This is a genomic window from Microbacterium sp. 05T445 (assembly GCF_056395865.1).
In genome coordinates, this window is record NZ_JBFTKJ010000001.1 from 277,902 (window position 1) to 304,898 (window position 26,997).

General features: G+C 64.5%; 22 protein-coding genes. 14 read left to right on the top strand and 8 right to left on the bottom strand.

Features of this window, described 5'->3' with window-relative positions:
• Window positions 1-85 precede the first annotated feature (85 nt).
• Complete coding sequence (locus AC1DDU_RS01275) at window positions 86-2,179, bottom strand: ATP-binding protein (protein ID WP_477430817.1); 2,094 nt, start codon at window positions 2,177-2,179, stop codon at window positions 86-88.
• A gap of 518 nt (window positions 2,180-2,697) precedes the next feature.
• Here AC1DDU_RS01275 and AC1DDU_RS01280 point away from each other — a divergent pair.
• Both AC1DDU_RS01280 and AC1DDU_RS01285 read left to right on the top strand, forming a co-directional pair.
• A complete protein-coding gene (locus AC1DDU_RS01280) occupies window positions 2,698-5,268 on the top strand; it encodes an AAA family ATPase (RefSeq protein ID WP_477430818.1) in 2,571 nt (856 codons plus the stop codon).
• A gap of 785 nt (window positions 5,269-6,053) precedes the next feature.
• Complete coding sequence (locus AC1DDU_RS01285; protein WP_477430819.1) at window positions 6,054-6,236, top strand: hypothetical protein; 183 nt, start codon at window positions 6,054-6,056, stop codon at window positions 6,234-6,236.
• A 276-nt stretch (window positions 6,237-6,512) separates the two neighbouring features.
• Here AC1DDU_RS01285 and AC1DDU_RS01290 read toward each other — a convergent pair whose 3' ends face one another.
• Together AC1DDU_RS01290 and AC1DDU_RS01295 are read right to left on the bottom strand one after the other, a co-directional pair.
• Window positions 6,513-7,157: a hypothetical protein gene (locus AC1DDU_RS01290; protein WP_477430820.1), complete on the bottom strand. Its 645-nt coding sequence runs from the start codon at window positions 7,155-7,157 to the stop codon at window positions 6,513-6,515.
• A gap of 299 nt (window positions 7,158-7,456) precedes the next feature.
• Window positions 7,457-8,281: a hypothetical protein gene (locus AC1DDU_RS01295; RefSeq protein ID WP_477430821.1), complete on the bottom strand. Its 825-nt coding sequence runs from the start codon at window positions 8,279-8,281 to the stop codon at window positions 7,457-7,459.
• A 175-nt stretch (window positions 8,282-8,456) separates the two neighbouring features.
• Here AC1DDU_RS01295 and AC1DDU_RS01300 point away from each other — a divergent pair, with 175 nt between their 5' ends.
• From AC1DDU_RS01300 to AC1DDU_RS01315, 4 genes are all read left to right on the top strand, one after another.
• Window positions 8,457-9,326, top strand: coding sequence for a hypothetical protein (locus AC1DDU_RS01300; RefSeq protein WP_477430822.1), 870 nt, complete (start codon window positions 8,457-8,459; stop codon window positions 9,324-9,326).
• 188 nt (window positions 9,327-9,514) lie between these two features.
• A complete protein-coding gene (locus AC1DDU_RS01305; RefSeq protein WP_477430823.1) occupies window positions 9,515-10,315 on the top strand; it encodes a hypothetical protein in 801 nt (266 codons plus the stop codon).
• Window positions 10,305-10,775: a type II toxin-antitoxin system VapC family toxin gene (locus AC1DDU_RS01310; RefSeq protein ID WP_477430824.1), complete on the top strand. Its 471-nt coding sequence runs from the start codon at window positions 10,305-10,307 to the stop codon at window positions 10,773-10,775. Before AC1DDU_RS01305 ends, AC1DDU_RS01310 begins: the two co-directional genes overlap by 11 nt.
• A 197-nt stretch (window positions 10,776-10,972) precedes the next feature.
• A complete protein-coding gene (locus tag AC1DDU_RS01315; RefSeq protein WP_477430825.1) occupies window positions 10,973-11,683 on the top strand; it encodes a hypothetical protein in 711 nt (236 codons plus the stop codon).
• 398 nt (window positions 11,684-12,081) lie between these two features.
• Here the strand turns inward: AC1DDU_RS01315 and AC1DDU_RS01320 are convergent, their stop codons facing one another.
• From AC1DDU_RS01320 to AC1DDU_RS01335, 4 genes are all read right to left on the bottom strand, one after another.
• Window positions 12,082-13,005 carry a DUF2971 domain-containing protein gene (locus tag AC1DDU_RS01320; RefSeq protein ID WP_477430826.1) on the bottom strand — a complete coding sequence of 308 codons (924 nt, stop codon included), beginning with the start codon at window positions 13,003-13,005 and terminating at the stop codon, window positions 12,082-12,084.
• Window positions 13,006-13,543: 538 nt separating this feature from the next.
• Window positions 13,544-14,044 carry a hypothetical protein gene (locus AC1DDU_RS01325; RefSeq protein WP_477430827.1) on the bottom strand — a complete coding sequence of 167 codons (501 nt, stop codon included), beginning with the start codon at window positions 14,042-14,044 and terminating at the stop codon, window positions 13,544-13,546.
• Between the two features lie 272 nt (window positions 14,045-14,316).
• Window positions 14,317-14,805: a hypothetical protein gene (locus AC1DDU_RS01330; protein ID WP_477430828.1), complete on the bottom strand. Its 489-nt coding sequence runs from the start codon at window positions 14,803-14,805 to the stop codon at window positions 14,317-14,319.
• 753 nt (window positions 14,806-15,558) lie between these two features.
• The gene (locus tag AC1DDU_RS01335) at window positions 15,559-15,771 is read right to left on the bottom strand and encodes a hypothetical protein (RefSeq protein WP_477430829.1); all 213 of its coding nucleotides are present in this window, start codon (window positions 15,769-15,771) and stop codon (window positions 15,559-15,561) included.
• A gap of 125 nt (window positions 15,772-15,896) precedes the next feature.
• On the opposite strand from AC1DDU_RS01335, the gene AC1DDU_RS01340 reads away from it, so the two are divergent.
• Complete coding sequence (locus AC1DDU_RS01340; protein WP_477430830.1) at window positions 15,897-16,886, top strand: nuclease-related domain-containing protein; 990 nt, start codon at window positions 15,897-15,899, stop codon at window positions 16,884-16,886.
• Between the two features lie 189 nt (window positions 16,887-17,075).
• On the opposite strand, the gene AC1DDU_RS01345 is transcribed toward AC1DDU_RS01340, so the two are convergent.
• Window positions 17,076-17,255, bottom strand: a complete 180-nt coding sequence (locus AC1DDU_RS01345) for a helix-turn-helix domain-containing protein (protein ID WP_477430831.1) — start codon at window positions 17,253-17,255, stop codon at window positions 17,076-17,078.
• A 116-nt stretch (window positions 17,256-17,371) separates the two neighbouring features.
• Between AC1DDU_RS01345 and AC1DDU_RS01350 the strand changes: the two genes are divergently transcribed.
• From AC1DDU_RS01350 to cydB, 7 genes are all read left to right on the top strand, one after another.
• The gene (locus AC1DDU_RS01350; RefSeq protein ID WP_477430832.1) at window positions 17,372-17,986 is read left to right on the top strand and encodes a hypothetical protein; all 615 of its coding nucleotides are present in this window, start codon (window positions 17,372-17,374) and stop codon (window positions 17,984-17,986) included.
• 507 nt (window positions 17,987-18,493) lie between these two features.
• The gene (gene zwf, locus AC1DDU_RS01355) at window positions 18,494-19,942 is read left to right on the top strand and encodes a glucose-6-phosphate dehydrogenase (RefSeq protein ID WP_477430833.1); all 1,449 of its coding nucleotides are present in this window, start codon (window positions 18,494-18,496) and stop codon (window positions 19,940-19,942) included.
• Window positions 19,939-21,807 carry a glycoside hydrolase family 15 protein gene (locus tag AC1DDU_RS01360; RefSeq protein WP_477430834.1) on the top strand — a complete coding sequence of 623 codons (1,869 nt, stop codon included), beginning with the start codon at window positions 19,939-19,941 and terminating at the stop codon, window positions 21,805-21,807. Before zwf ends, AC1DDU_RS01360 begins: the two co-directional genes overlap by 4 nt.
• 54 nt (window positions 21,808-21,861) lie before the next feature.
• Window positions 21,862-23,409, top strand: coding sequence for a GMC oxidoreductase (locus tag AC1DDU_RS01365; RefSeq protein ID WP_477430835.1), 1,548 nt, complete (start codon window positions 21,862-21,864; stop codon window positions 23,407-23,409).
• 123 nt (window positions 23,410-23,532) lie between these two features.
• The gene (locus tag AC1DDU_RS01370; protein WP_477430836.1) at window positions 23,533-24,441 is read left to right on the top strand and encodes an aldose 1-epimerase family protein; all 909 of its coding nucleotides are present in this window, start codon (window positions 23,533-23,535) and stop codon (window positions 24,439-24,441) included.
• A gap of 60 nt (window positions 24,442-24,501) precedes the next feature.
• On the top strand, window positions 24,502-25,893 hold the full coding sequence (locus AC1DDU_RS01375; RefSeq protein WP_477430837.1) for a cytochrome ubiquinol oxidase subunit I: 1,392 nt from the start codon (window positions 24,502-24,504) through the stop codon (window positions 25,891-25,893).
• A gap of 13 nt (window positions 25,894-25,906) precedes the next feature.
• Entirely contained in the window at window positions 25,907-26,944 is a 1,038-nt protein-coding gene (cydB, locus tag AC1DDU_RS01380; protein WP_477430838.1) for a cytochrome d ubiquinol oxidase subunit II, read from the top strand.
• Window positions 26,945-26,997: the final 53 nt, after the last annotated feature.

The window sequence follows — 26,997 nt, forward strand, 5'->3', positions numbered from 1 at the left end:
CGATCTACTAAGACGGGTTTGACGGCCACGGCGTCGCTACTGCTTTCGCCAGGTGCGGCAGCCCCTGATGGCTAGACGCAGCTCGCTACGCGATGTACTCGGCAAGATACGCGGACACGCCGACATCGACTAAGAGGTTCCAATGCTCGGCGATGGTCGCGTCGAAATAGTCCTCATGAGTCCTCCCGAGCTTCGCAAGCTCAAGTGCGCTCGGATATGGCTCGCGGACAAAGGGCGCTATCTGTGGTTCACCCGCGACGTCGCGTCCCCGGTTGAGGTGCGTGATCATCGGATTGAAGATCCCGTCGATGAGGTAGTTATGCAGCTCAGGTGTGAGCAGGATCGCATCCGAGTCCAACAACGTGGCTTCCGACTTGCCGTTGGTGAGGAACGCGGGAATCGACTGGAAGTCCATGTTCAGCTTCAGGTACTCGCTTACCGACCGAGTGGCCCAGCCGGCGCCGCCCTCGAAGAGGCAGAACTCACTGCGCCGGAAGTTCTTACTCGTGAGGTAGAAGATCAACGTGTTCGCATCAGTGATGTTCTCTTTCAAGAGCGCTCCAAGGGAGCGGTCGTCCAGCGTCACGGTCGTGGAACCGGTGCGCGACGTGAAGAAGATCTCGTGCTCATAGGCCCCTCGCGCCTGCAGCACGTCGTCGATGAAGCTCGCGAACAGCTTGTCGGCTCGCGCGTGCGAAATGAAAACGCGGTACTGCTCCTTCAGCGCGATGTCGCTCTGGAGTTTGTTGGCGATCACCAGCTGCAGATCATTGCTCGCAGCCTCGGGAATCTCCGGGTGCTGCGCGAAGTCCGAGCGTAGTTGTTCGGTGAAGTGGCGTTTGCTCGCGGTGTCTCGGCGGTCCTTTTCCTGGCGGATCTCGCTGTTGATCCGAGTCGCGAGAGCTGATCGTCGTTGGACGAGGGAGCGCACGATAGGACGCACTACCGCTTTGAGGAGGGTGATGCGCCCGTCGGTCTCGTCGAAGTCCTGTCGGTTCGCAGTCGCTATATCGGGAAGTTCGTCATCGTCGAGGAGATCGAATGAGATTTCTCCTTCGATATAGTTCGCGTATGTGTCGGCCATGCCGAGCTGTGCGAGAAGGCGATCGCTCGCTAGCTTGCCGCGCACGTAGACGCGAATCTGAGCGGGATTGTAGAACTTGTTTCGGACGAACCGGGAGTCGTTCTCGCGAGCAGCGGTGCTCTCGATCGTTGCGTGCACGCCTATCCATCCGGTCAGCCGGAAGGGTATTCCCTTGTACGTGCGGTTGGTGAGGTTGACGTCGTCGGCAACTTCTTCCCATGCCTCGTCGGATGGGTCATCCGTCGGAAACGAGAAGACTTCGCGTGTGTGAATGTATTCGCCGCCAGGCAGCCCCTTTGCGGGGACTCGGACCGCGCCCTGAAATACCGCGTCGGCGGGGTAGCCACGAGAGCTGGGATCGAGGTTTTCCGTGAGGGCGGCTAGGTTTCCGAATGCAATGGCCTTCTCGACCGGCGAATAATCCACGCGTGAACTGGTGAGGCTTGCCCCCGCAGACGTCACTACAGCGAGGAGGATCCGGGGTTCCGAATCGGTGGAGAGGAGGAACTGATTCGCGAGTCGGGAACTAAGCGCGTTCATCGACTGCGCGCCATATCCCGTCAGATCGACATCGAGCATCGTCAAGCGTGTTCCCGACTGAAGGGATGCCCACAAGGTGTCATTCGCTGTACTCGGTGTGTCGGTCACCGCCTGAAGCGAAGGGTGCTCGTTCTCGTCTGCGGCCGTTTCGCTCGCATCGAGCTCCCACCGAGATGTGAGACCCGAGTGAGTCGTCTGCAGGAAGAAGTGCTGCGACAGGTAGAGGGCCGCCAGCTTACCGATGCCCTTACGTCCCTTGGGGAGGGGATCTTGGACCTCTGCGATGCGCGCATCGCGGCGCTTGTTATGGCCTACCTTCACATACGTGGAGATGTCCTCACGGCTCATCCCTGAGCCGTCGTCGAGGACCTCCACAACGGCGCTGGCCTTGTCTCGAGCATCGATATAGACGTAGACATTCTTCGCGCCGGCATCTAGGCCATTCGCGACGAGTTCTGAGAGCGCACTCCACGGGTTCGAGTACAGTCCCCTGCCCAACAGCCTCAGGGCGAGCCAGCTGAAGGTGAATGTTGCCTCGTCTCGGTCATCGGTCACGCTCGTCTATCCCCAGTTCACGCGTCGGAGTGCGTCTCGTTTACCGTAGCGCCTCCATCAGCGCGGGTTGCGGCGATGCGCCGGGATACGAATTCCGAGTCTTCGAGTCGACGAGAGACACGCAACGACGCCGGCCGAGGCCACACCAGACACCACGGCGAAGACCAACCCGCCGAACGAGGCGTCGCGCGAGGAAACCATCGACGATGCACCATCGACGATGCACTGATCGACGATGCACGCAGGCACCCGCGGTGGACGACGCCCTTTAAAACCGCTTTGCTGCAATTACCTGCAACGCACAAAAAGCCCTGGATAATGGCGAAAACCTAGCCTACTCTGGCGCCATGCGAGGAGGTCTCGAACGATGGAAGCGAGGTGTCGAATCCCGAGGGGTTCGACAGGCGATCGGCTACGCACTCGAGGGCACGTGCGATGCTCACCTGCAGTACTCCGCCGGCGTTGACGCGCTCGAAGCGTACAGTGCCGCATCCGATTCGACCGTCTCGCGATTCATCGTGGCGAACGGCGTCATCACCTCCGACCAGCTCACCGTCGGCGGCCTTCGTGTCTGGCTCACCGGACACGACCCGGTCACCGGGGAAGAGCGCGGCCATCAGCGGCTGAGCCCCGACGCCGACCTGCTGCTCGACGGCACGCTCAACCACCCGAAGTCCTACAGCATCGCCGCGCTGCTGCATCCCGAACTCGCCGCCGAGTTCGAAGCTCTCCAGGACCGGCTGCGTGACCGCATCCTGCTCACATGGCAGACGGAGCTCAACGCGCGACGCGGGCACGGCGGGCTCATCCGCGAGGAGATCACCCGCATCGAGGTCGTCGAGCTGCAGCATCGGCGCTCGCGCGCGCTCGACCCGCACATCCACCGTCACCTCTGGTTGAACATCAAGGTGCTCGGCGCGGACGACAAGTGGTCGAACCTTGACTCGCGCGTCGCGATGAAACTGCACACCGTCGTCAACGCCGAGGGCGAGCTCGCCGCCCGCACCGATCCGGCCTGGATCGCCGCGCTCGCCCGGCACGGATACACGCTCGACGACACTGGCGAGATCGCCGAACTCGCGGGCGCCGTTCGCCCCGTCTCGCGTCGGTCGGCGCAAATCGAAGGCCACCGCGCGCGCCTGATCGCGGAATGGTCGGCCGCGCATGAAGGATCTGCTCCGAGCATGGCGGCGCTGCAGCAAGTCGATCGGCGCGCGTGGGCGGTGTCGCGTCCGAACAAGCCGGCCGATCTCGATGAGGCGTCTTGGGAGACGCGCGTCCGAGACGAGATCGCAGCGGTCGATCCGAGTCTGACCACCCCTCGCGTGCCCATTCCGGTTGCTGCGATAGACCTCCATGCCGTCGACCTGGATCTGCTCGCTGCACAGGCGGTCGTCGACGCGGACGAACGGTCCACCTCATGCGGCGGAAGGTTCAGCATCTTCGACATCCGCGCGGGCGCAATACGCGCGCTCTCGCGCACGGGCGTCGTTGCGGAGCGCGACCGGCTCGATGGCGTGATCGCCGAGATCACGGAGCGCGCCACGGGTGCCGTCTACCGGCTCATTGCGGATGATCCGCCGGCGCACGTGAAGGCGTTCATGGCGACCGAGACCGTACGCGCCAAGGTGCGTCTCGCTGGCCGCTTCGACGTGCTCGCCCAACCGGGGCGTTCCCTTCTGCCGGGCGAGTTGCACCGGTTCGCACCGAACGAGGATCTCTCGGGACTGGATGCGTCGCAAAGCGTTGCCGCGTGCGCCATCGCCGGCACGGACGGGCTGGTGACGGTGACCGGCCCCGCCGGCGCGGGCAAGACGACGATGCTGCGCGCTGCATTCGCGGCGCTCACGTCGCAACGGCGGCGGATGCTCGTCGTCGCCCCGACGCGGAAGGCGGCGTCGGTAGCGTCTCGCGACGTCGGAGCCGCGGCATCCAGTATTCATGCCCTGCTCTCGGACCACGGCTACCGATGGGGCATCGACGACGCCGGCGCGAAGGTGTGGACCCGGCTTCGAGTGGGAGAAGGCGATCCCAGCACGGGCGCCGTATATGGCGGACCCACGCAGTTCGTCTTGCGTTCTCGCGGTCGGATTGTCGTCGACGAAGCCGGCATGGTCGACCTGCAGACGGCGAACGTCCTCGTCGAGCTCGCGATCGAGCAGGGTATCGGGCTGGCCTTCGTGGGTGACACGCATCAGGCGTTGCCGGTCGGACATGCGGGCGCGATGGGTTCTGCTATCCGGCACGCAAACGCTGCGGTCGAGCTCGACACGGTGCACCGGTTCCGTGATCCCGACTACGCAGCGCTCACGCTGCGGCTGCGGGATGCGGGTGATCGCGAGCGTGCGCTGGCGGTCGCGGTCGAGCTTGCCGAACACGGTCACGTCGACCGGGTCGAACATCACGACGCGGCGCGTGAGCGGATGATCGACGCGTACTTCGACTGGCACGCGCGCGGCAAGCGGGTGACGCTGGTATCTGGCACGAATGCTGAGGCGGATGCGATCAACGACGCCATCCAGCAGCGGCGAGTCGATCAGGGCGAGCTCGACGCCCGCGTCGCCGCATGGGGAATCGGGCAGCAGCGCATCCTCGTCGGCGACACCGTCCAGACCCGTCGCAACGACCGGCTCACGGGAGTCGAGAATCGCGCGCAGTGGATCGTGCGCGGCATCCGCGACGAGTACCTGTCTCTTGTCTCCGTGAGCGACAGCGGCGAGCTGGCGCGTGTGTCCATCGAGTACGCGCGCGAGCACCTGCAGCTCGCATACGCGTCCACCGTGCACGGCGTGCAGGGCGACACCGCCGACGCGTCGGTAGTCGGGCCGGATGTGGATGCCGCAGGGCTCTACGTCGGCCTGACGCGCGGGCGGACGCACAACGTCGCAATCGTCGTCGCACGGACGGATGCCGCCGCCCGCGAGCGCCTCGCCGAGTCGATGCAGCGCGGCACTCCGGAGGTGACGATGCAGGATGCTGTGCGCGCGGCCGAAGCGGAGGTGCGGCGTGCGGCGAGGAACCGGGAAGCCGCGATGGCTACGGGGCCGGTGGTTGGGGCGCCGAGTGCGGGGCGCGGCATCGGGATGTAGCGGCGTCCCATCCGCAGGGCGCTCAGTGGGCAGTCTTTCGGCCCGGCCATTCGGGCGAGGTCGGATGCGTCATGAAAGGCGCTCGCGACATGTCCTCGCCTGTCTTGGTGAAGGACCGACTATCGGGCGTCCCGAGTCGCCGAGCTCACCGACCTGCTCCGCGAATCCTGACATCGCGACCCAGGGCGACCCCACCACAGACCCTCACGCCCACGACCCGATCCGCCCGAAGCCCTCATGGCCCATTCACCCGTGCCGGACGCACGGCGATGTTGATGCGCCCCGAAGACGAACGGGACGACGTGCTTGGTTGGGCTCATTGCAAACCAGCTATGACGGGGTGGCACTTCGAGCGAGAAACTCTAGGTGCGGGTCGTTGCGACACGCCGAAGACACGCCGTCCACCGAAGAATTCGCACGCGCCCACTCATAGCTTCGCCACCTGTGGACGGATGGGACGGCGGGTCTCATTTTCCGCGTCATCCTGCTGTTTTCTGTGAACCATGGGTTGTGGATGGATCGGTGGACAACCTGTGTAGAACATGGGGATAACGGTGCAAGATCACACCGATGTAACTACTAGCCCTTGTGGTGCTATCGGATGTCGGCACCCACATCTAGTATTGGTGTGTCGGCGAGCAGCCACGGAAAAAGCCCCCAGGTCAGGTAGCAACTGATCTGAGGGCCGGAGTTCCTCTGGTGGGGAAACTTCCTCCAAGGTACGCGTGCCGGTGGCGTCCAGCAAGTCTGTTGGACGTGTCCTACAAGTTCCCTTGGAGGGAATTATGGCTAAGGCCAACAACGGCGGCTTCCGCCCGGGGCAGACCGCCCCTCACTCCGGTCAGTACCAGCAGTTCGGTCCGCGTGGCGGAGCCGGAGCGGAGCGCACGGTGACGAAGGGGGAGCCGTTGCCTCCCACCCCGAAGCCGAACATGACGTACAAGCTCGTCGACAAGACGAAGCACTGAGGGTGAGCGATGGTGACGCGTCGGGTTAGCCGCCCGTTCACGGTGACCTGTCCCCACTGCCGCGCGACTTACGGGCCGTTCTCGAAGCTCTCGATGGGGAGCTGGCAGTGTTCGAACTGTAAGAAGTCCTTCGAAGTGCGCTAGCACTCCAGCACGCGATGGGCGTATCGCTTCGGCGGTGCGCCCATCGTGTGTGTTCGCCGTTTCTCGCGGCTAGATTGCTGCGCGCGAGGTGGCGCCGTTCGACCGGCTACCCGTCGACTCCACAAGGATTGCCTAGTACGAAACGCCCAGCGCGACAGTGATCCAGAACAGCAGTGCGTATGCCAGCGGCACGGCGGTGACGAGCCCGAAGAGCGCGGCCCAGGCGTAGACGGGCGCAGCGAGGTGATGGATCCACGAATCGGAGAGGGCGTGACGACTCGTCACCTTGCGAAGCGCCTTCGCCCGCGCCTTTCGCCCAGCACGCAGCAACCCGATACCTGAGACGAACGCGATGGGAACGAGCACGAAGACCGCTGCGAATCCGGCGATTAGCACCGCGATCGAAACCAGGTAGCTAATTCTGTTGGGCGCGTCAGCGGAGGCTTCGAAGCTTAGGTCCGTTGCGATGATCGCACCGAAGTATCCGCCGGCCGCGAGGACAGTCGCGGCCCACAATGATCGTCCTGTCCAGGCGAGTCGCGCGGTAAGTAGGTTGCGCTCCGCGAACGGAGCAGGCTTCGGAAGGCCGGCGAGCACGACACCGCCGAGGCCGACGAGGGTGAACACGAGAGCGTAGATGGCAAGAAGCATTAGCACCGTGCCGATCGGCTTTGAGCCACCGAGCCACAGGAATAGGCCAACCAAGAACGCGACGACAAGGGCCAATAGGAAGGTCAGCACTGCGTCCCGGGGCGCGGTCACCCTGGCGTCTCTCATCCTGCGATCATCCCGCAGTCTGAACCGGGACCGCCGACTTTTGGGCTGAGGGACGGCGAAGCCATGCCTGGATCGCCTCAATGGCGCGGGAGACGACCAGTTTCCGGGCGGTCGCCGCTGGCGGCCCGTCACCACGCATACGGTTGTTGTCACCATGAACAGATGGGCTCGGGATCGTCGGCGTGAGACGCCTCCGGTCCGAAGGTCGGCGAAGAATGGTGCGACCGCCGGAGTAGTTCACCGAAAAGGTGTACGCCCCGGGCGCCGAGGCTCGCAGCGTCCCGAGCGGCTTCGGTCGCTCAGAATCGGAAGCGAGATTCCTGGCCGAATAGCGAGACCAGTACTGCTTCGGATTTTCGCGGGATTGCGCGGATGATCTTGCTAGCCGATCGTTCTGCGTCGGCGAGCGCCTGTCGGGCAGTGCGTTCGGAGTTTCGGCGTACGCGCCACCGTGCCCAGCGACCGTGATCGAGGGCTTCCAAGGTAGCCCCAATGTCCCTGAGCGTTGCCTTCGCCCATTCCTTGCGCCACTCTGCGAATGCCCACCAGTGCTGTTCCACGTTCACCCGATTCTTGATGTACTCCTCCGTGAATGCCTGAAGGTCGCGGTCGTGAATCTTCTCCACTCCGCCGAAGTCGGCCCAGATCTTCTGCCAGAGCGGGCCCGCTGGCAGCGGCCCTGAAATCAACCGGTTGAGCGTGTCGAACATCATCCGGGGAGTGTTGGTCTTCGCCTGTATCAGGACCTCAACCTTCTTGGCTGAGGCAACCATCGCCTCCCAGTGCCGCACGTAATCGAACAGCACACCGAACTCTGGGCTGAAGGGTCGGGAAGTGCCGGGTGGAATTTGTCCCACAAGTCGTTGGACGTGTTGGAAGTCTGTATCGGCGGGAATGAGCGAGTCCGAGCTGTAGATCAGCGCTGCTCGCATCCATCGATCGGCCTCCGTGACAACACGCCGCTGCGCATCCGCGCTCTCGCGCAGGGCGGCACGGCGAGATATCTGCCGCTCTGCGAAAATCACAGCCGCCGCGACAAAAAGGCCAGTGAAGATCGCGACGATCATGTCGGGCCAGAACGAGGACCAGTCAACAGTTGCGACTGTCTTGGCAGCAGTGAGCACCCGATCAGTATTCCGTGACTCCAGAACGGCGGTGGTCCGCGGCGCGAAGGGATCGAGATGCGCTCTAGGTACCTGCGAGCAGCGTCCGCTACGACGGCTGCCTCGGGCAATGGCACAGGTGCCGAAGCGATGGCTCGTTCGCCGGCCTCCTTGCGGTCATGTTTAGCTCTTGAGAATGACGAGCAAGTACCGCACGCTCCCCCAGGTCCAGTTCAGAGAGTTCCGATACCTCGAACGCCGGCGAGTGGAAGCGAGTGACACGGTCTGGGCATTGCTGGTCGGGTCGAAGCTTGCCGTCGAAACGTTGGCGCAAGCTGACGATCAGAAGACGCTCCTGGCAGACGAGTACCCGCATCTTCCTCACGTTCAACGGATGAACCAGCGACTGGACCGCGCCGGAAAGTTGCTCGAAGATGCCGAGGGCGAAGTATGCGCGATGGCGCTGAACTTCACATTCGGGCTACACGAGGACTTCGTCCGCTCCTGCATTCGAATGCTGATTCCGCTCGACAAGGCGACGAGCGGTGACAGCCGGGTCAACTCGGAGGAGATGCACGAAAGATTCTCGCTACGGACCGGCCACGCTATGGACGCTGACGCCCTCGCGCTGTTCCATTTGACACGCAAGATTCGCAACGCTTACACCCATGCTGCTGGATTGGTGCGCGAAGATCTCGTTACACGCTACGCGTCGCTCACGCCGACACAGCAGGCAACTTGGGCGGATCTCACCGGCGAGGAATTCCGCATTCCCGTGATCGGTGATTCAGCGGCGCTCGGTATCCCAGGGCTGATTGGCGCGCTCGCAGTTCAGAAGCGTTTGGCGTACGACCTGAACCTCGGACTGCAACGGGTCATCCCAAGGGAAGTTTGGGCGGACATGGCTGTCCGCGAATACTTCGCAGAGAGCGGCAAGTCGCTGAAGGATCCGAGCGCACCCCGAAGTGCGGTGGGATATCTTCGCGGTGGCTTCGAGGCATTGAAGCTCACCGGGGCCGAGGTCAGAGACGCCATCGAACGGCTGAAGAAAAGTGGGACGCTCTAGACCGCTGAGCTACAGCACCAAGTGGTGGCACCGCCAGGATTCGAACCTGGGTCTCCCAACTCTGTGGACGATAGGGTCGTGAGCCCCGGGACCCTACCGGACGATCGCCCTCGCAGTCAGTGTACCAACGTCGTCGGCTGGATCGCGTCCGTCAGCGCCGACGCTCAAGTTGGCTCTAGCATGAAGCCATGCTTGGGGCTCTCGAGATCAGCCTCGGCGTTAGCTCAAAGGGGGTGACGCCGCGGGCGTACACCTCCGCGCTCCAGGAGCTGACCTACTCCTTAGAGGAGGTCGATCGACTCATGGATCCGGACCCCAAGAGTCGGACTGCATGGTTCATCTCGGATACGTCATGGCGGGAATTCGGTCCGCGGATTCTGCTCCGGCCAGACGAGACCACCGGACAGCCCCTCGACATCGCAGTGCGGGCGTCGCAGACCTTCGTCCGTGGAGTGCGCGGCCTCCAGCACGGTGCGGCCATTCCCGAGGTCTTCACCGAGCGGGTGGTGCAACGCGTCGAGAAGGTAAGTTCCTTCACCGATCGCCCGGCCACCGGCCTGACGAGCGTTCAGATCGCTATAGCTGGTGGAGAGTCTGAGCCGGTGGCCTTGGACCATCAGGTGCGCGAGAACGCTCATCGCGCGATTGCGCCAACGTCGCTAGCGTACGGGTCGCTCATCGGGCGTCTCGACAAGATCAGCGCTCGCGGCCGCAGCCCGCAGATCGGTCTTCGACCCGATCATGGCAACGCGGTGACGTGCAACGTTCGGTCGAGCGACGTACAGGCCTACTTGGACAGCTTCTCGCAGAGAGTACTGGTCGACGGGATCGTGCGGCGGAACGGGAGTGGCCAGATAATTCGGATCGACGCGGATCGCGTTTCGCCAATAGAGGCGCCGCGCCGCGTAGCGGCGAGCGAACTTCAGGGATATTTGGGTAGGTCGGAGCGGTCAATCTCTGAGTTCATCGAGGAGCAGCGTGGCCGGTAATTCGACGCCCAAGGTTTACGTGGACTCGTGCGTGTTTCTTCACGTGCTCCTGAGCCAAGAGCACGCGCAGGATTCATTGCGAGTGTTGACCGCTGCGGAGCGAGGCGACATCCAGCTCATCGCATCCCGGCTTCTCCCTGTGGAGATCGCGGCATGGCGGGGGACCACTCCGGATCAGGCCAGCGCGGAATCGCTTGTTGAACGGTTCCTCGATTCGGTGGGCGCCGAATGGGTCGAACTCGACCTTGTCAGTTCGCGCTATGCAGTCGACCTCTCATGGCGTTACCGGCTTCGCTCAGCCGATGCTGTCCATCTGGCGACCGCCGTACGCCGCAAAGCCGACTACTTCATGTCTTACGACGAGCGTTTCCCGTATGGCGAGTGGGTCGAGGGCGTCGAGGTCTGCAAGCCTCGAATCGTCTGGAATCCGACAATCGATGATGGACTCGTCGTCGCGTAGTCGGCTGGTGTAACTGCTGTTGAACCTGGAGGTCGGCGCCGTAGTCCGATCATTCGGAAGGGGAAGCTATCGGCAAGGCATCTCACCCTAGTGACGCGCAGCCCGACGATGGACGGCAGAGTGCCCGCATCGTCGGGGCCCACTCGACCCGCGACGATGCGGAGAATGCAACCAGACCAACATCAAGAAAGACCCGCTTGGCGATCACTGCCCTGATCTCGGGAATTGGCGTTGTCGGGCTGGCGATCTTGCTGACTCAGCTCCGATTCGAGAATGCGATCCTGTTCCTCCTCGTCATTGGGTTCGCGTCTTGTGCGGTCGTCCTCTGCACGTCGCTCGCGGTTCTTCTGAGCGAATGGAAGCACCGAACGCCCTTCGTCGTAGGCCTGAGCGCCACTGCCATCATCGTGGGGCTTCTTCTCGCCTACCTCCAGATTCGGCCCACTCTCGCAGACGAGGACAAGGGAGACGAACCTACGAAGAGCATCCCAACTCAGACCACTTCGACCCCGACCTCGAGCGCGTCCGCGCCGTCGACTGCAGAGCCAAGTCCGGCCACGACGCCAATCCGAGGGTCCGAACAGCCTACGGAGCGCGTCGACACCGGGACTCTCACGCTTGGTGATGCGCAATCCGGCTACATCGAATCCTGGGGTTTACGGGTGGCCGCCAGTTCCGTCTACAGCTCGTACGTCGACGTCGTGATGACGACGGACGACAACGTATGCCAGGCCTACTTGGACGTGGGTGAGTCCATTGTTCTCAGCAACCGCCACCCTGGCGACGTCGACTACAGCCGTTGGTATGCCGCGGCGCTAGAAAGGATCGACGCGGGCGAGGCGACACTTGTCTGGTCGGTCGGAACGGGCCGGGCGCCGGCTGCTACTACCTGGGACTCTTGCACCTAAGACTTTCGACCAAGCGGGCGCGGGGCTTGACGCCGACCTCACTCCATGTTGTCCGCGACATCTTCGGCGGGACCGGGGTTGCGGACCGATCTGGACCACCCTGGTAGTCGTCGGTGATTGCGACGGTCTGACCGGTACGCCCACCCTGCCGCCCGCCCGCTAAGGCTCCTCGAACGAGCACTGCACGCAGGGGGATCGGTGTCGGCGTCGGGTTAGAAGGCGCGAGTGTCGCAACAGTTGATCACTTCTCCGCAGCTTGTTGGGGACGGTTGTTCGATCAGTCCGCAACGACTCCATGGCAGGTTGACGCGCATCGAGTTCGGAGCCATCGTGGCCACACGGGTCACGTCCGCGAGTTCACAACGAGAGCCACCGAGACCCTCAGCAGTCTCGAGCGACTATACCTTCCCAACAGAGTTCATGGAATCGATGTAATCCTCCAAGAGCCCATGAGCAGCAAGGAATCGCCAAGGGTTACTTGCTGCCGCAAAGTCACGATCAGCATCCTCGATCCTGCACCATGAGCAGCGATCGCCTTCTTCAAGAGGCTCGCCGCACACCTCGCAAGCGTGCTCGGGTTCTGAGATCGCCCCTTCCGTAAAGACGCGAGACGAACCGTCCGAAGCCAAGAAGAATGGGGTTAGATTGTTTCGCCCGATCCTACACTCATACACTTCGCAACCAATATCCGCGGCGTAGGAGCGCAGTTTAGCCTGCGTTTCGGCGTCAGTGTTCGAGCCAAGGAGCACTGCGGTCACGCAATGGGGCGGAATCGAAAGGAGTGACGCTCCATCGACTTGAACGAGGTCGTTCGCATTGTTAAGGACGAGACGCCTCTCCTTCTCGTACGACCAGCATGAGGCCTTTGTGAAGTATGCGGCGTGGTACACACTATTGCGGAGAAAGTAGATATCCCTGAACTTCTGGCGAAATTGAGCCCGCGCGAGAGACTGAGCGAGGTCCTCGTCTCGCGAGTCGCGGTAGGTGACGTCCTGAATAGCGCAGGAGTCGCCGAGTTCAGCACGTAGAGCTCCCTCATCTACCTCAATGACAAACCCCTCCCCGTTCTGTCCGTAGTGAGCCCACATCGGAACGACATCAGGGTGACGTGAGAAGCATGTTGTGGGCATCATCTGCATCTCTCCGATCACTTCCTCATAGAAAGCGAGAGTTTCAGGAGGAGAGTTGCGGTCAATGGTGAGAAATAGCTCGAAAGGGTCATTGAACTCGCTCGGCAGGGAGAACTTGAGAGTGGCCCCATTTTGCGATAGCGCCTTGCCTGCGAGGCCAGGGGCGAGGTACTTATACAATTTGCCGGCCAAAGAATTTCCTTTCGGGAAACAGAGTCCTATTTGGATCAGGCTCGGCTCTGCCAAAGCCGGGTCGCAGGGCAAACGATACATCGATTGTCCGCGCGCAATGTCTCGGCCCGGGAACCAGGTTCCGCCGAGGCAAACGCTGCGCACAACGATCGGAATCTGGCGACTTTGGCGGCACGGCCGTCGTAGTCACTGTCCGGAGGTGGAGCAGACATTCGCGTGTACCTCAAACGATGGATCAGATTCGTTTGTCGTTCTCGCGCGCTAGATCAGCGGAGTGCGTGCCCGAAGGCGTCCCGTCAACGCATACTGCCCGAATAGGGATCCGGTCGGTCGGTGCTGGTTGCGTCGATGTTCAGCTTTGACTGGCTCCGTTCGCGCGCCCTGTGGGTTCGCAGATTGGTCGACGAGTTCGAGGATTCCCGGTGAGGCTGCCCTCGACGACGGGGCTGGGAGTTCCGGGTCAGCTGAGATTGGAACCGCACTTGATCGTCGTGTGCGGTTCAGGTCGGAATCGGCTCCGACGACCCGCTCGGCGGCGCTAGTTTCCTGGGCGGATGACCCGCCGCTTCTGCTTCGCTGTCTTAGGCAGGTTTGGGCCCAGCCGGCGCGGGTCGTTCGCGCGCGCCATTGGATCCTTGTAGTCCGATCGGCGGTTTGCGGGCACCCACCCCTCGGGGGTGTTCCCCGGCGCCTTGTCCTTCTGAGTGTTGCGGCTCTGACTGGAGAGCTTCCGTGACGGGTTGCCTTTTGCGTTGCGGCGCTGCTCCAGCAGTTCCTGCTCGGCTCGCTTCCTTACCGCCTGCTGCTTGCGGGCCGTCGCCTGTCGTCTCGCCTTCTCTGCCTCGAGCTGCGCCTCCGCGCGCGCTCGCGCGATCGCACGAGTCCGCTCCGCTGCGGCGATCTGCTCGTCGGTGAGAGAGACGGGCACCTGGCGGAGGGCCACGGCGTGCTTGCGTCCGTCACTGCTGCGAAGCCGGACGCTTGCCGTGTTCTTTGCCCGCCAGTTCTGACCCTGCTCGAAGTGCTGAGCTTGCCCCATGGGACGACTGTAGTGGTCGTCGCCTCAGACGCCGCAGAGTACCGGTCAACAGTGCACCTTGAGCGCGCCTGTCTCGCTGAGGACGTAGCGTCGGCGCATGCCGCTGGTCGCGCTCGTCGACGGTGAGCGTGTGTAACCGTTCCGGCTCTCCGATGACGCGTCGCGGGCGAATTTCAGGACGAGGACGGCGGACTCTCTGAGTTTGGCGGGGTCGTGCGGGCCCCGTACTCAGCTCGAAGGCGGTCGAGTCGACGAAGCGTGCGTCGACCCCGTCATCCGGTGACATACTCATTCGTCCTGAGGTCGCGAACCCGGGTCGTCGCACTGGCGTCTGTCAGCCGAATGTAGACAGGCAACGCCTGCGGCCTTTTGGTACGCGGGATGCGGCGGGTAATCCTCTGACCCGGCCTGACGCCGACGAACCCCTTCTTCTCCTTGGCCATAGTCACATACACGTCGCCGAACGTCGGCTCGGCGATGATCTTCGCGTCAAGTAAGGGGACCTCGCTGGCGTTGTACACCTCAACGAACGTGTCCCAATCGCCCGTCTCCGAGTTCTGGCGGTGGCTCATCCACGTCGCGACCTTGTCCGCTTGTGAGCGGCGGCTCCTCCGGACTTCGTCCCATGCGAGATAGAGCGCGAACGAGAAGGCCGCGAGTGCGCCAATCGCGGCGACCCAATCAGCGGCACTTCCCCACACCCATTCGCGATACCCAAACCAATGAGCGACGCCATCCCACCAGTCGGCCACCCCTTGCATGAGCAAAGGCTATAGGTGTCTGGTGCGGTCGACTCCGACAGGCCCTTGGTGTGGCGGACGGCGTGCAACAAAGAGGATCCGATCGTGTCGGAGCAGCCCGCGCGAGACCGACACCCAGCAATCGTCCGCTCACAACGCACCCGATCAACCTCTGCCGCTGCGCCAGCGGTGCATGCGAGGCCGCCCGTTTTGGGATCGTCGGGCCGGCGCTGCATCCTCATCGGCGCGCGAGATCGAGGGCGCGACGGGTCCAAGATGAGTTGGCCGACTTGGGGTCCGAAGTCAGGTGGAATGCGCGGCAATGCGCGCACGGATGGACGCCGACAACAGCGCGGCCGCGGCCCTGCTCGAGCATTCGGGCCCGTGCCGCGAGCAAGGCGCGGCCAGCCGAGTAGAGGGATGGCAAGGGGGTTTTCGGGCATGTGGTCACCGCGGCTCCATGTCGTGAAACAGGAACGACCGCGGGTGACAGCGGTACTTTGTCGTGGCATCTTTCGAGCCACGGCATCACGTGCCCCAAGTCGTAATCTCGCCAGCCCGTCCGGTTTCCCGCGGGCCTGTGCGAGCGATCTAGTGTTACCGATCGTAGCGTCAGCGCTCGGTACGGTCGACCTTGGCTGTGCACGAACGGGGCTATCGAAGCTCGCCAATGGCCGACGCCCGTGATGGACAGGTCCCACGCTCATTTTGCGTACGAGGATGCTGGCGGTTCCGATTAATTACCGTCCTGACCGACATCTCGAACGTGGACGGTCATTGCGGGTCGAGCCGGTCGAGTCGAGTGTGCGCCTCGAGCAGGTCGTTTCGAAGCTGCGCGAGTTCGCTGCCTTGCGCGGCGAGAGCGCGGGTGTGCGCCTCGATGATCGCTCGGTAGACGCCTGACCATCGCTGCAACCGAGATACCCACACGGCCATGGCCACCACGACCACCGCGAGCCCGGCGATCACCCATACGAGAGCCGTCATGCCGCCTCACACTAGCGGGGCGGCCCCGCGCTGCCTCCCCGATGAGAGCACCGCCCGTACTGCGTTCGGCGCCTCACGGTCATGCACCTGGTTGAGTGTCGTCAGGTCGCTCATAGAATCTGGCCATGCCGCAGCCGATCGACGACACGAATGACCGGCGTCTGCCGCTCCGATACACCGGGCGCTGCCAGCTGTGCGGCGCAACACTGACCGCGGGAACGGATGCGATCTATGAGCGCAATCGTCGGACGGTGCGGTGCGTTGAGTGCGCTCCGGTAGTCACGCCGCCCACAGAGATCTCCCCAGTGGTGAAGCCCACAGAGCAGCACCCCGAGCATCCTGACGTGCTTCGTCTGCGGGCTCCCGCGTCATCGGTGATCGCCGAGGCCCTTCGCGTCCAATCATCCGTACCAGCCCGAACCGGGACACAGCGGTTGTTCGGCCGCAGCCCCTTGAACTCCGAAAGCCGACCCTGGTACTTGGGGGCCCTCGGCGAGCTGGAGGTCGCCCGACTCCTGGACCAGCTCGGCCCCGAGTGGTTCGCGATGCACGCTGTGCCCGTCGGCAGCGCGGGCAGTGACCTGGACCACATCGTCATTGGCCCCGGGGGCGTCTTCACGATCAACTCGAAGTTCCACGAAGGCGGCAACGTGTGGGTCGCCTCCCGGCGACTCCTCGTGAACGGGCAACGCACCGACCATCTCCGCAACGCCGAATTCGAAGCGCGACGCGCCGCGAAACTCCTCACCCAAGCGGCCCGCAAACCCGTCGACCTCACCCCCGTCATCGCGATCGTCGCGGCCCGCCGACTCACCATCCGCGAACGACCCGAGCGTGTCGTCGTCCTCGCCGCCCCACGACTGCCCCGATGGCTGCAGAGCAGGGTGGCGGTGCTCAGAGCTGACGAAGTAGCCGAATTGAGCCGCATAGCATCCGCCCCGGCCACCTGGGGTCATCCCAACATCCCGGCAGCCGACCTCGCCGCGTTCGCAGAGCTTCGGAACACCGTCACGGCCGCGCGCAACCGGCGTCGTAGTTGGGCGCTCGCCCTTATGCTGAGCCCGCTCGCCATGTTGGCCACCCTCACCGTCGGCATGCTCGGCCTCTTTCGCTGAAGGCATTCACAGCCGGGGATGCGATCGAACGCTGCCGGGATCCCGTCCGCGCGTTCCCCGTATGAGGCTGCCGAACGAGCGGCCCGAAGGCCGTTCGCGCCGTCCCGCTTACGCGCGTTGCCCGATTGGGGATCATGCCGTCCGTGCCGGCTGCTTGGACGATGGGCAGCACCGCCCGTCGCGCCGCTATCAGGCGTCGACGCCGAAGGCGCGCAGCAGCGGGACGCGCGGGATCATCCGGCGCGGGCCGAGCTGGACGGTGGGGATCGTCCCGCTCTCGATGCCGAGCTTGATCGTGCGGTAGTCGACGCCGACGAGCTTGGCGGCATCCTTCATCGTCAGTGCCAGTGAGTTCGTGGACTTGTTCATTGCCTTCTCCTTCCCGTGAGCAATGCGTGACATCGCTTGCGCACACCGTACTCCCTCCGTGAGCAAAGCGCGACATGAATTGCTCACCGCGTCCGAATCGTGGGACACTCGCTGATGTGAGCGAGCTCTTCCTCGAAGCGATCGACCCCGAACGGATTCATGTCGGTGACGGCGTCCACATGCCGTCAAGATGGGATGCCGTCGCGACCGGCGAGCCCGACAATCTGGGTGCGATCCGCGTGGGCGTGGTCTACGACCAGCAACTGCGACGGTCGGTCGCCGCATCCGTCCGAGTGGATCGACTGGGCGAGGGCGAGGAAGTCACCGCCGCGTTGCTGCGGGATGTGAGCGTGCTGCAGATCGTCCAGCGGTCTGCACTCCGCGTGGTGACGGTGCAACGAGACGAGGGGGAACCGGTCTTCCTGAGCGAGTACCTCGCCGACCTGCAAGCTGACGCATCAGATCGCGAGCACGGCGAGACGGTCCTTGAGGCGGTGCGGCTGTACCGGATCGCGACCACGGTGAACATCGCGCCGCTCAAGCTCGTCTCGGACCAGCTCGGCGTGAGCGTCAGCACGGCCACGCGGATGATGGCGCGGGCTCGCGAAGCCGGGCTCGCGGAGGATCTCATCACCCGCGAGACGTACAACCGGATGCGCGCCGACGAAGAGCAGCAGACCCGCCCGCACCAGCTCCCGGGCTCTCCGTCAGGCCCCTCGCTAGGGCGCTGACGTCAACGAAACGCATCAAACCGCATCTTTGCACATTGCTAAGCAATGTGTGCCCATGCGTGCAAATCGCCCAAAATCGACCCCTCATGCTCTTGGCCAATACAGTCTTGGCCGCATTCATTTCTGGCACGGGTCGGATAGCCTCTCCCCCACTGCCAACTCGTGGCCACGTTTTGGCCGCATTCCATTCGCTGCTGGCTGTTTTCGGACGTCGCTGAATGTCGCAGCTGTCTCGAAAACCCGCGTAATTCCGCGGAAGTTGTCGTCCGACGTCGATATGCAAAATGCTCAAAACGTGTTCGAGTCCCTCCAGGGGCATCGCGACTAGTCGAAGAAGCCTCCCTAGCCGCTCCCTCGCGACGCGTCGTGCCCGCACGGCCGACGATCGTCCACGCGCACTGCAGACGGTGCCGCGCTCCCCAGATTTCATCCACCTGGGGTGTCGCCGCCTCCTCGAGATGCCTGTTTGATGGTGGCGCCAAGGTTGACACGAGTATGGAGGCAGCGATGGCCGATTCGGCTGCACCCTCGACATCCGACCCGTTCTCGGCGGTCGCCGACGTCCTGGTCGTCTTCGGAATCACCGGTGATCTCGCCAAGGTGATGACGTTCCGATCGCTCTACCGGCTCGAACGTCGAGGGCTGCTCCACTGCCCCATCGTCGGCGTCGCCGGCGACGACTGGACTCTCGACCAGCTGGTGCAGCGCGCACGCGACTCGATCGTCGCCACCGGCGAAGAGCTCGACGAGGAGGTCTTCGCCCGGTTCACCGAGCGAATCTCCTACGTCCAGGGGGACTTCGGCGACGCCGCCACCTATCAACGCGTCGCCGAAGCGATAGACGGGGCGAAGCATCCGGTCTTCTACCTGGAGATCCCGCCGTTCCTCTTCGGCAGAGTCGTCAAAGGCCTGGCCGAGGCCGGATTGACCACTGCCGCGCGTGTTGTGGTCGAGAAGCCGTTCGGGCACGACATCGAGTCGGCGAAGGCGCTTGCGGCCGAGCTGCATCAGTCCGTGGACGAGGCGCAGCTGTACCGGATCGATCACTACATGGGGAAGATGGGGTACGAGGAGATCCTCTACCTGCGCTTCGCGAACACGATCCTGGAACCGCTCTGGAACCGGACGTACGTGGAGTGCGTGGAGATCACGATGGCCGAGGACTTCGGCGTCGAGGATCGCGGGCACTTCTACGACCCCGTAGGGGCTCTGCGGGATGTGGTGGTCAACCACCTCATGCAAGTGGTGGCGGCGACCGCGATGGAGCCGCCTTCGACGCAGGGTCCGGAAGCACTGCACGACGCGGTGGTCACGCTGTTCCGCTCCGTGAAGGCCGCCGACCCTGCGCACTACGTCCGCGGTCAGTACGACGGTTATCAGGACATCCAGGGTGTCGCCGCCGGCTCCACGACCGAGACCTACGCGGCACTGCGGCTCGAGATCGACAACTGGCGCTGGGCGGGCGTCCCGTTCTACATCAGGACCGGCAAGCGCCTCCCGGTCACCGAGACCGAGGTGCGCGTCGTCTTCCGCGAGCCCCCGTTGGTCCACGTCGGGCTCGGCGACAGCCAGGACCGGCGGCCCGTGCGCGGCGAGTTCGTGATCAAGCTGGACCCGTCGACCGGGGCGCGATTGATCATCGACGCCCACCGCGCCGACGGGACGGGCCCCGCCGGCATCACGCTGGACGCGGAGTTCGCCGATGAGGGAGGCGAAGGTCCGACACCCTACGAAGTGCTGCTTCACGCCGCACTCGTCGGAGACTCCGGCCGCTTCAAGCGACAGGACGTGGTGAACGAGAACTGGCGGATCATGCAGCCGCTGATCGATGCCCCGCCGCCCGTGTACCCCTACGCTCCCGGCACGTGGGGACCGGACTCCGCGAAGGACCTGATCGCCCACCACCGCGGCTGGCAGAATCCGTGGATCGTCGAGACGCAGGAGGCCGCGTCATGAGCCCCTCGGCATCACCGTTCCCGCCGATCGCCGACTACGCGTTCCTCTCGAACTGCCACACCGGGGCGCTGATCGCGCCGGACGGGTCGGTCGACTGGCTCTGCGTACCCGCGTTCGACTCGGCGAGCGCCTTCGGCAACCTGCTCGACCGAGGCGCGGGTTCATTCCGCTTCGGCCCCTACGGCATCAACATGCCGACGCAGCGCTCCTATGTGCCGGGCACCAACGTGATGACGACCACCTGGCACACGCCCGGGGGCTGGCTGCTGGTCCATGATGCCCTCACGATGGGATCTCGAGAAGGCGCCGACCACGTCACGCCCCACACGAGGCCGCCGGCAGACGACGACGCCGAGCACATGCTGGTGCGGCTCGTGGAGTGCCTCGAGGGATCTGTCGAAGTCGAGCTGGTGTGCGAGCCGGCGTTCGATTACGGGCGTGTCCCCGCGGACTGGACGCTGGTCGGGGATGACGGGCACGCGGCTGACGCCGTGGGGGGCGGCCAGACGTTCCGGCTGAGCACTGACCTGTCGATCGGACTGGAGGGGGGCGCCGCCCGCGCACGACACACGCTCTCGAAAGGCGAGAAGGCGTTCTGCGCGGTGTCCTGGGCCGATGGGCTTGCGTCGCCGGCGGATGTCGCAGACGCCGCCGCGCGGATCGAGCGCACCGTGGCATTCTGGCGGCGATGGCTGGCGAGAGCCCGCATCCCCGACCACTCGCTGCGGCACCCTCTGGAGCGTTCTGCGCTGACGATCAAGGGGCTGACGTACATGCCGACCGGCGCCACCGTGGCGGCGCTCACCACCTCGCTGCCGGAGACTCCCGGTGGAGAGCGGAACTGGGACTACCGCTACACGTGGATGCGCGACTCGACCTTCACCCTGCAGGCGCTGCACTTCCTGAACCTGGACTGGGAGGCCGACGAGTTCATGCAGTTCGTCGCCGATCTCGAACCGAACCCCGACGGGGGCCTGCAGATCATGTACGGCGTCGACGGACGTCGCGATCTGACCGAGTCGACCCGAGACGAGCTCTCCGGCTACGAGGGCGCCCAGCCGGTCCGGATCGGCAACGGAGCCTTCGATCAACGCCAGAACGACGTTTACGGTGCGGTCCTGGACTCGCTTCTGCTCCACACCCGGCGCAACAAGCACCTCCCCCGCAGACTCTGGCCTCTGGTCAAGTCGCAAGCGGAGAACGCGCTCGCGTCCTGGCGCGAGCCGGACCAGGGAATCTGGGAGGCCCGAGGGGCCCCGCAGCACTATGTGTCCTCCAAGCTGATGGGCTGGGTCGCGCTGGATCGCGCCTCGAAGCTCGCCGGCATCCGCGAGGACCTGGCACTGGAGAAGTCGTGGGCCGATGCGGCTGAGGAGATCCGCGCCGACATCCTCGAGCACGGCGTGAGCGACCGCGGAGTGCTGCGACAGCATTACGACACCGATGCGCTCGACGCCTCGACACTGCTTGCCGCGATCTTCGGCTTCCTCCCGGGCAGCGATGAGCGAATGAGGAACACCGTCGATGCGATCTCGTCGGAGTTGACCGAGCACGGCTTCGTGCTCCGCTATGTCACCGGCGAGACCGACGACGGTCTGTCGGGAAAGGAGGGGACCTTTCTCATCTGCTCGTTCTGGCTCGTCTCGGCGCTCTCCATCGTCGGCGAGAGACGGCAAGCCACCGATCTCCTCGAGCGTCTACTGAGAATCGCTTCCCCGCTCGGCCTCTACGCCGAAGAGTTCGAGGTGGACCGTGCGCGGCATCTCGGCAACTTCCCGCAGGCGTTCTCCCACCTTGCGCTCATCGAGGCGGCCGCGCGGATCATCCTCGCCGACCGACTCGAGGAGCTGTCGTTGACGACCTGACGCGGGCGTCCAGCTGCGAGCAGGACGCCGGCGAATCCGCTCGAGGAGGAAATCATGGCTGACGAGTACGACGTGATCATCGTGGGGTCGGGTGCCGGCGGCGGGACTCTCGCTTACCGGCTCGCGCCCTCCGGCAGGAAGGTGCTGATCCTCGAGCGCGGAGACTGGCTGCCCAGAGAGCCTCAGAACTGGGATGCCACCGAAGTCTTCGTCCGCAACCGCTATGTCTCGAAGGACACCTGGTACGACAAGGATGGCAAGCCCTTCCAGCCGCAGGTGCACTACTTCGTGGGCGGGGCGACGAAGTTCTACGGCGCAGCGCTCTATCGCTTGCGAGAGCAGGACTTCGGCGAGCTCCGTCACCACGGCGGCATCTCACCGGCGTGGCCGATCTCCTACGACGACCTGGCGCCCTATTACGGGCAGGCCGAGGACCTCTACCAGGTGCACGGTCTGCGCGGCGAAGACCCGTCGGACCCGCCGGGCGGGCCCTACCCGTTCCCGCCCGTCTCCCACGAGCCGCGCATCCAGCAGCTCTTCGATGACCTCCTCAGAGTCGGTCTGCACCCGTTCCACTCCCCCAACGGCATCATGCTCGACGAGACGAATCCGGCATTCAGCACGTGCATCAGGACGGCGACGTGCGACGGGTTCGCGTGCCTGCTGCATGCGAAGTCCGATGCCGACGTCATCGCCGTCCGGCCGTCCCTGGGCTACGAGAACGTGACGCTCATCCGGAACGCCGAGGTGCGGCGACTGGAGACGGGGCCGACGGGCAGGTCGGTCACCTCGGTGATCGCGGACGTCGACGGGGAGGAGCAGCGGTTCTCCGGGTCGATCGTCGTCGTTTCCGCCGGCGCGGTGAACTCGGCCAAGCTTCTGCTCTCGAGCACCAGCGACAGTCACCCCAACGGACTCGCGAACGGGTCCGACCAGGTCGGCCGCAACTATGTGTTCCACAACAGCCGGGCATTCCTCGCCATATCGCTGGAGAAGAACGACACCCGCTTCCAGAAGACCCTCGGGCTCAACGACTGGTACCTCGGCGACGACGACTTCGAGTACCCCATGGGAAACGTGCAGATGGTCGGAAAGTCGTCGGCGCCCATGTACCGAGGCGAGAAGCCGATCGCAAAGCTCGCGCCGATGCTCGCCCTCGATGAGATGGCCGAGCACGCCATCGACTTCTGGCTGTCGGTCGAGGACCTCCCCGACCCCGACAACCGAGTCACGGTGGGAGAGGGTGGCGAGGTCACTCTGAGCTACACGCCCAACAACCGCGAGCCCCTGGAGCAGCTCTATCGCCGCGTGAAGAAGCACCTCAGCCACCTCGGCATGCACCCCGACCATCTGATCCCCCGCGACATCTACATGAAGAACGACATCCCGATCGCCGGCTGCGCACACCAAGCAGGCACCGTGCGCTTCGGCGACGACCCCGCCACCTCGGTGCTGGACAGCAACTGCAAGGCCCATGAGGTCGACAACCTGTACGTCGTCGACACGAGCTTCTTCCCCAGTATCGGGGCGGTCAACCCTGCCCTGACGGCGATGGCGAACGCCCTCCGGGTCGGTGACCACTTGCTCGCGCGGCTCAGCTGACTTGTCAGGAGTCGATGGGAGACACGGATGGCGCCGAGAGCGGAGAACCACGTGGTGATGAACAGGGATGACCTGGCAGGCATGCCGTGCGGCTCGGCGTTCCGCGGCGGTGAGGGCTGACCGATGCGCTATCCGTCCGGTGAGCAGTACGAGATCGCCTCGGGCAGCTCTCGCGGCCATGTCACGCAGGTCGGAGCCACGCTCCGCGTCGTCACCGTCAACGGCCTGGATGTCCTCGACGGCTTCCCGAGCGACCAGCGCTCCACCGACGGCCGGGGCCAGGTGCTGGCGCCGTGGCCCAACCGCCTCACCGACGGCCGCTACAGCTACGGCGGACACGATTGCCAGGCACCGCTCAACGAGCCGAGCCGGCACGACGCCATCCACGGGCTCGTGAGATGGCTCGACTGGACGCTCGTGGCCCATGCGAGCGACCGCGTCACACTCGCGTGCGCCCTCCGTCCGCAGCCCGCCTACGAGTGGCCACTCGACCTGGAGATCACGTACGCGATCTCCGGCTCCGGCCTCACGGTCACGTTCGCGGCCACGAACGCCGGCGACGAGTCTGCACCGTTCGGTGTCGGCTTCCATCCCTACCTGACCCTCGGCACCGCGACCGTCGACGCCCTCGAGTTGACGGTCCCGGCGGCGACCTTCCTGGATCCCGACATCCCGGCACAGACCCCGCACCTGGTACCCGTGGGCGGCACGCCCCAGGACTTCACGAACTCGAGACCGATCGGGACGACACAGCTGGACACCGCGTACGGTGCGTTGATACGCGGCGCGGACGGACGCGCGACTGCGCGGCTCGACACCGCCGACCGCGGTCGATCCGTCGAACTGTGGGTGGACGAGGGCTACCGCTACCTGATGGTCTACACCGCCGACGAAGTGACGGGGTCCGAACGCCGCCGCGGCGGCATTGCGATCGAGCCGATGACGTGCCTGCCCGATGCATTCCGCAGCGGCCTGGACCTGATCGAACTGGCGCCCGGTGATACGTGGCGCGGAACCTGGGGGCTGCGATGAGCCGTGCATGCAGGCACTCCCGACCCCTATGGCACCTCGGAATCAGAGGGCGGTGATCACATGGATGCGACCGACCTCGCTCGGATGCAGTTCGCATCGACGAGCATCTACCACTTCATCTTCGTGCCGGTGACGATCGGTCTGGCGCTGCTGATGGCCGTACTGCACACCAGGTGGTATCGCACCGGAGAGGTCCGGTACGAGAAGCTCACGCGGTTCTTCGGCACCCTGCTACTCATCAACGTGGCGATCGGCGTGGTGACGGGTCTCGTGCAGGAGTTCCAGTTCGGCATGAACTGGTCGGCGTACTCGTTGTTCGTCGGCGACGTGTTCGGGGCCCCCTTGGCGATGGAGGGACTGGCCGCGTTCTTCCTCGAGTCGACGTTCCTCGGGTTGTGGGTGTTCGGGTGGAAGGTGCTGCCACGTGGCGTACACCTGCTCTCGGCGTGGCTCGTCGCCGCCGGCGCCATGTTGTCTGCGGTGTTCATCATGGCGGCGAACTCATGGATGCAGCATCCCGTCGGCTACACGACCGACCCGGACACGGGACGTCCGGTGCTGTCGTCCATCTGGGACCTGTTCACCAATCCGGTGTTCATCTGGAGCTACATCCATGTGATCCTCGCCGCGCTCGTCACGGGTGCGGTCGTGATGCTGGCGGTGTCGGCATGGCAGTTGAGGCGCGGGAACGGCACCTTCAAGACGTCCGCGCTGCTCTCGCTCGCGGTGCTGCTGCCGGCGTCGATGCTGCAACTCGCCGTAGGCAGCCAGCTCGGTGTCATCGAGACCACCTATCAGCCGATGAAGATCGCGGCGGCGGAGGCGCAGTGGGAGACGTGTCAGCCGTGCTCGTTCTCCCTCTTCCAGATCGGCGGGTTCGACAGCTCGGACGAGACGCCGATCAAGATCATCGAGGTGCCGCACCTGCTGTCGATCCTCGCGACGCTCTCATGGGACGGCGAAGTCGTCGGTCTCAACGAGCTGCAGGCGCAGGACCAGGCGGAGTACGGCCCGGGCGACTACCTGCCGCCGGTGGAGATCCAGTACTGGTCGATGCGGGTCATGGCGTATCTCGGCACGCTGTTCTTCCTGCTGTCCGTCTGGGGAGTGTGGCATGCCGTGCGAAAGAAGCTGCCCCGATCGCGGGTCTTCCTGGTCGTGGCGACCTGGTCGGTGCCCTTCCTGTTCGTCATGAACACGGCGGGCTGGATGCTCACCGAGAGCGGACGTCAGCCCTGGCTCGTGCAGGGGCTGATGAGGACGGCGGACGGCGTATCGCCGACCGTGTCCGCGACGGAGATCATCCTCAGCCTCGTTGCCTTCTACGCGATCTACGTGCTGCTGCTGGTGATCAACGTGGTGCTGATGATCAGATTCGCACGGCGTGATCTCGACAACCCTGAGGAGTCGTCCGAGCCCGACAGTCGTGACGCACCCGCGCTGACCTACTGAATCGAGGGAGACCATGAACCTGCCCGATGTCTGGTTCGCCATCATCGCTGTGTTCTGGACCGGATTCTTCGTGCTGGAGGGGTTCGACTTCGGTGTCGGCGCACTCCACGGCGTGATCGGCCGCACCGAAGCCGGTCGCCGCACCGTGATCAACACGATCGCCCCGTTCTGGGACGGCAACGAGGTGTGGCTCGTCGTCGGTGCCGCGGCGATCTTCGCCGCATTCCCCGCGTGGTACGCGACCTGGCTGTCGGCCCTGTATCTCGGCATCGTGCTGTTGCTGCTCGCCCTCATCGCCCGCGGGGTCGCGATCGAGTGGCGCAGCAAAGGCCGCCGGAACTCTTGGCGAGGCGGGTGGAGCCTCGGCCTGGTCGTTGGGAGCCTCGTCGCTCCGTTCGTGCTCGGCCTGGCTCTCGGCGACCTGGTCGCGGGGCTGCCCATCGACTCCGACGGCACCTTCACCGGCCGTGTCTGGAGCCTGTTCACCGGGCTCGGTATCTGGATGGGACTGACCCTCGTGAGTCTGTGTCTGCTGCACGGCGCCACGTTCCTCACCCTCCGCACCACGGACGAGCTCCGACAGCGTGCGACACGATGGAACCGGACGCTCAGCGTCGTCGCCCTCGTGATGGTCGCGGTCAGCGCGGTGTGGATCGTGCTGGTCGCCGGGCCGGGGTGGCCCGCATACCTGCTTCTGTCCGCCGCGCTCATTTCGCTCGCCGCGGCGCCGTTCGCATCGCGACGTGGCCACGACAAGGGTGCGTTCATTGCGAGCGCGATTGCCATGGCGGCGACAGTCGGCTCGCTCTTCGCCGGTCTGTACCCCAACGTGATCGTCTCCAGCACGCAGCCGGAATACAGCCTCACCGTCGCCGAGACCGCATCCAGCCCCTACGCGCTCAGCGTCATGACAGTCGCGGCCGCCATCTTCTTCCCCCTCGTGTTGCTCTACCAGGGCTACACGTATCGCGTCCTGCGGAAGCGTGTCAGCGGTGGCTCGACACGGGGCTCGTTCACGGAGACTCCGCGACCGGTCTCCCCGGCGAACTGATTCCCGACGCCCCGCACAGTCGGCGCTGCCACGCGGCATCCCACACACGGCCG

What these genes read in the sequence shown, in the direction of transcription:
- AC1DDU_RS01330 (WP_477430828.1), bottom strand. Translation starts at nt 14,805, where the DNA reads ATGCAAGGGGTGGCCGACTGGTGGGATGGCGTCGCTCATTGGTTTGGG.
- AC1DDU_RS01300 (WP_477430822.1), top strand. Translation starts at nt 8,457, where the DNA reads ATGACGAGCAAGTACCGCACGCTCCCCCAGGTCCAGTTCAGAGAGTTC.
- AC1DDU_RS01340 (WP_477430830.1), top strand. Translation starts at nt 15,897, where the DNA reads ATGCCGCAGCCGATCGACGACACGAATGACCGGCGTCTGCCGCTCCGA.
- AC1DDU_RS01325 (WP_477430827.1), bottom strand. Translation starts at nt 14,044, where the DNA reads ATGGGGCAAGCTCAGCACTTCGAGCAGGGTCAGAACTGGCGGGCAAAG.
- AC1DDU_RS01305 (WP_477430823.1), top strand. Translation starts at nt 9,515, where the DNA reads ATGCTTGGGGCTCTCGAGATCAGCCTCGGCGTTAGCTCAAAGGGGGTG.
- AC1DDU_RS01285 (WP_477430819.1), top strand. Translation starts at nt 6,054, where the DNA reads ATGGCTAAGGCCAACAACGGCGGCTTCCGCCCGGGGCAGACCGCCCCT.
- cydB (WP_477430838.1), top strand. Translation starts at nt 25,907, where the DNA reads ATGAACCTGCCCGATGTCTGGTTCGCCATCATCGCTGTGTTCTGGACC.
- AC1DDU_RS01345 (WP_477430831.1), bottom strand. Translation starts at nt 17,255, where the DNA reads ATGAACAAGTCCACGAACTCACTGGCACTGACGATGAAGGATGCCGCC.
- zwf (WP_477430833.1), top strand. Translation starts at nt 18,494, where the DNA reads ATGGCCGATTCGGCTGCACCCTCGACATCCGACCCGTTCTCGGCGGTC.
- AC1DDU_RS01290 (WP_477430820.1), bottom strand. Translation starts at nt 7,157, where the DNA reads ATGAGAGACGCCAGGGTGACCGCGCCCCGGGACGCAGTGCTGACCTTC.
- AC1DDU_RS01370 (WP_477430836.1), top strand. Translation starts at nt 23,533, where the DNA reads ATGCGCTATCCGTCCGGTGAGCAGTACGAGATCGCCTCGGGCAGCTCT.
- AC1DDU_RS01375 (WP_477430837.1), top strand. Translation starts at nt 24,502, where the DNA reads ATGGATGCGACCGACCTCGCTCGGATGCAGTTCGCATCGACGAGCATC.
- AC1DDU_RS01365 (WP_477430835.1), top strand. Translation starts at nt 21,862, where the DNA reads ATGGCTGACGAGTACGACGTGATCATCGTGGGGTCGGGTGCCGGCGGC.
- AC1DDU_RS01360 (WP_477430834.1), top strand. Translation starts at nt 19,939, where the DNA reads ATGAGCCCCTCGGCATCACCGTTCCCGCCGATCGCCGACTACGCGTTC.
- AC1DDU_RS01335 (WP_477430829.1), bottom strand. Translation starts at nt 15,771, where the DNA reads ATGACGGCTCTCGTATGGGTGATCGCCGGGCTCGCGGTGGTCGTGGTG.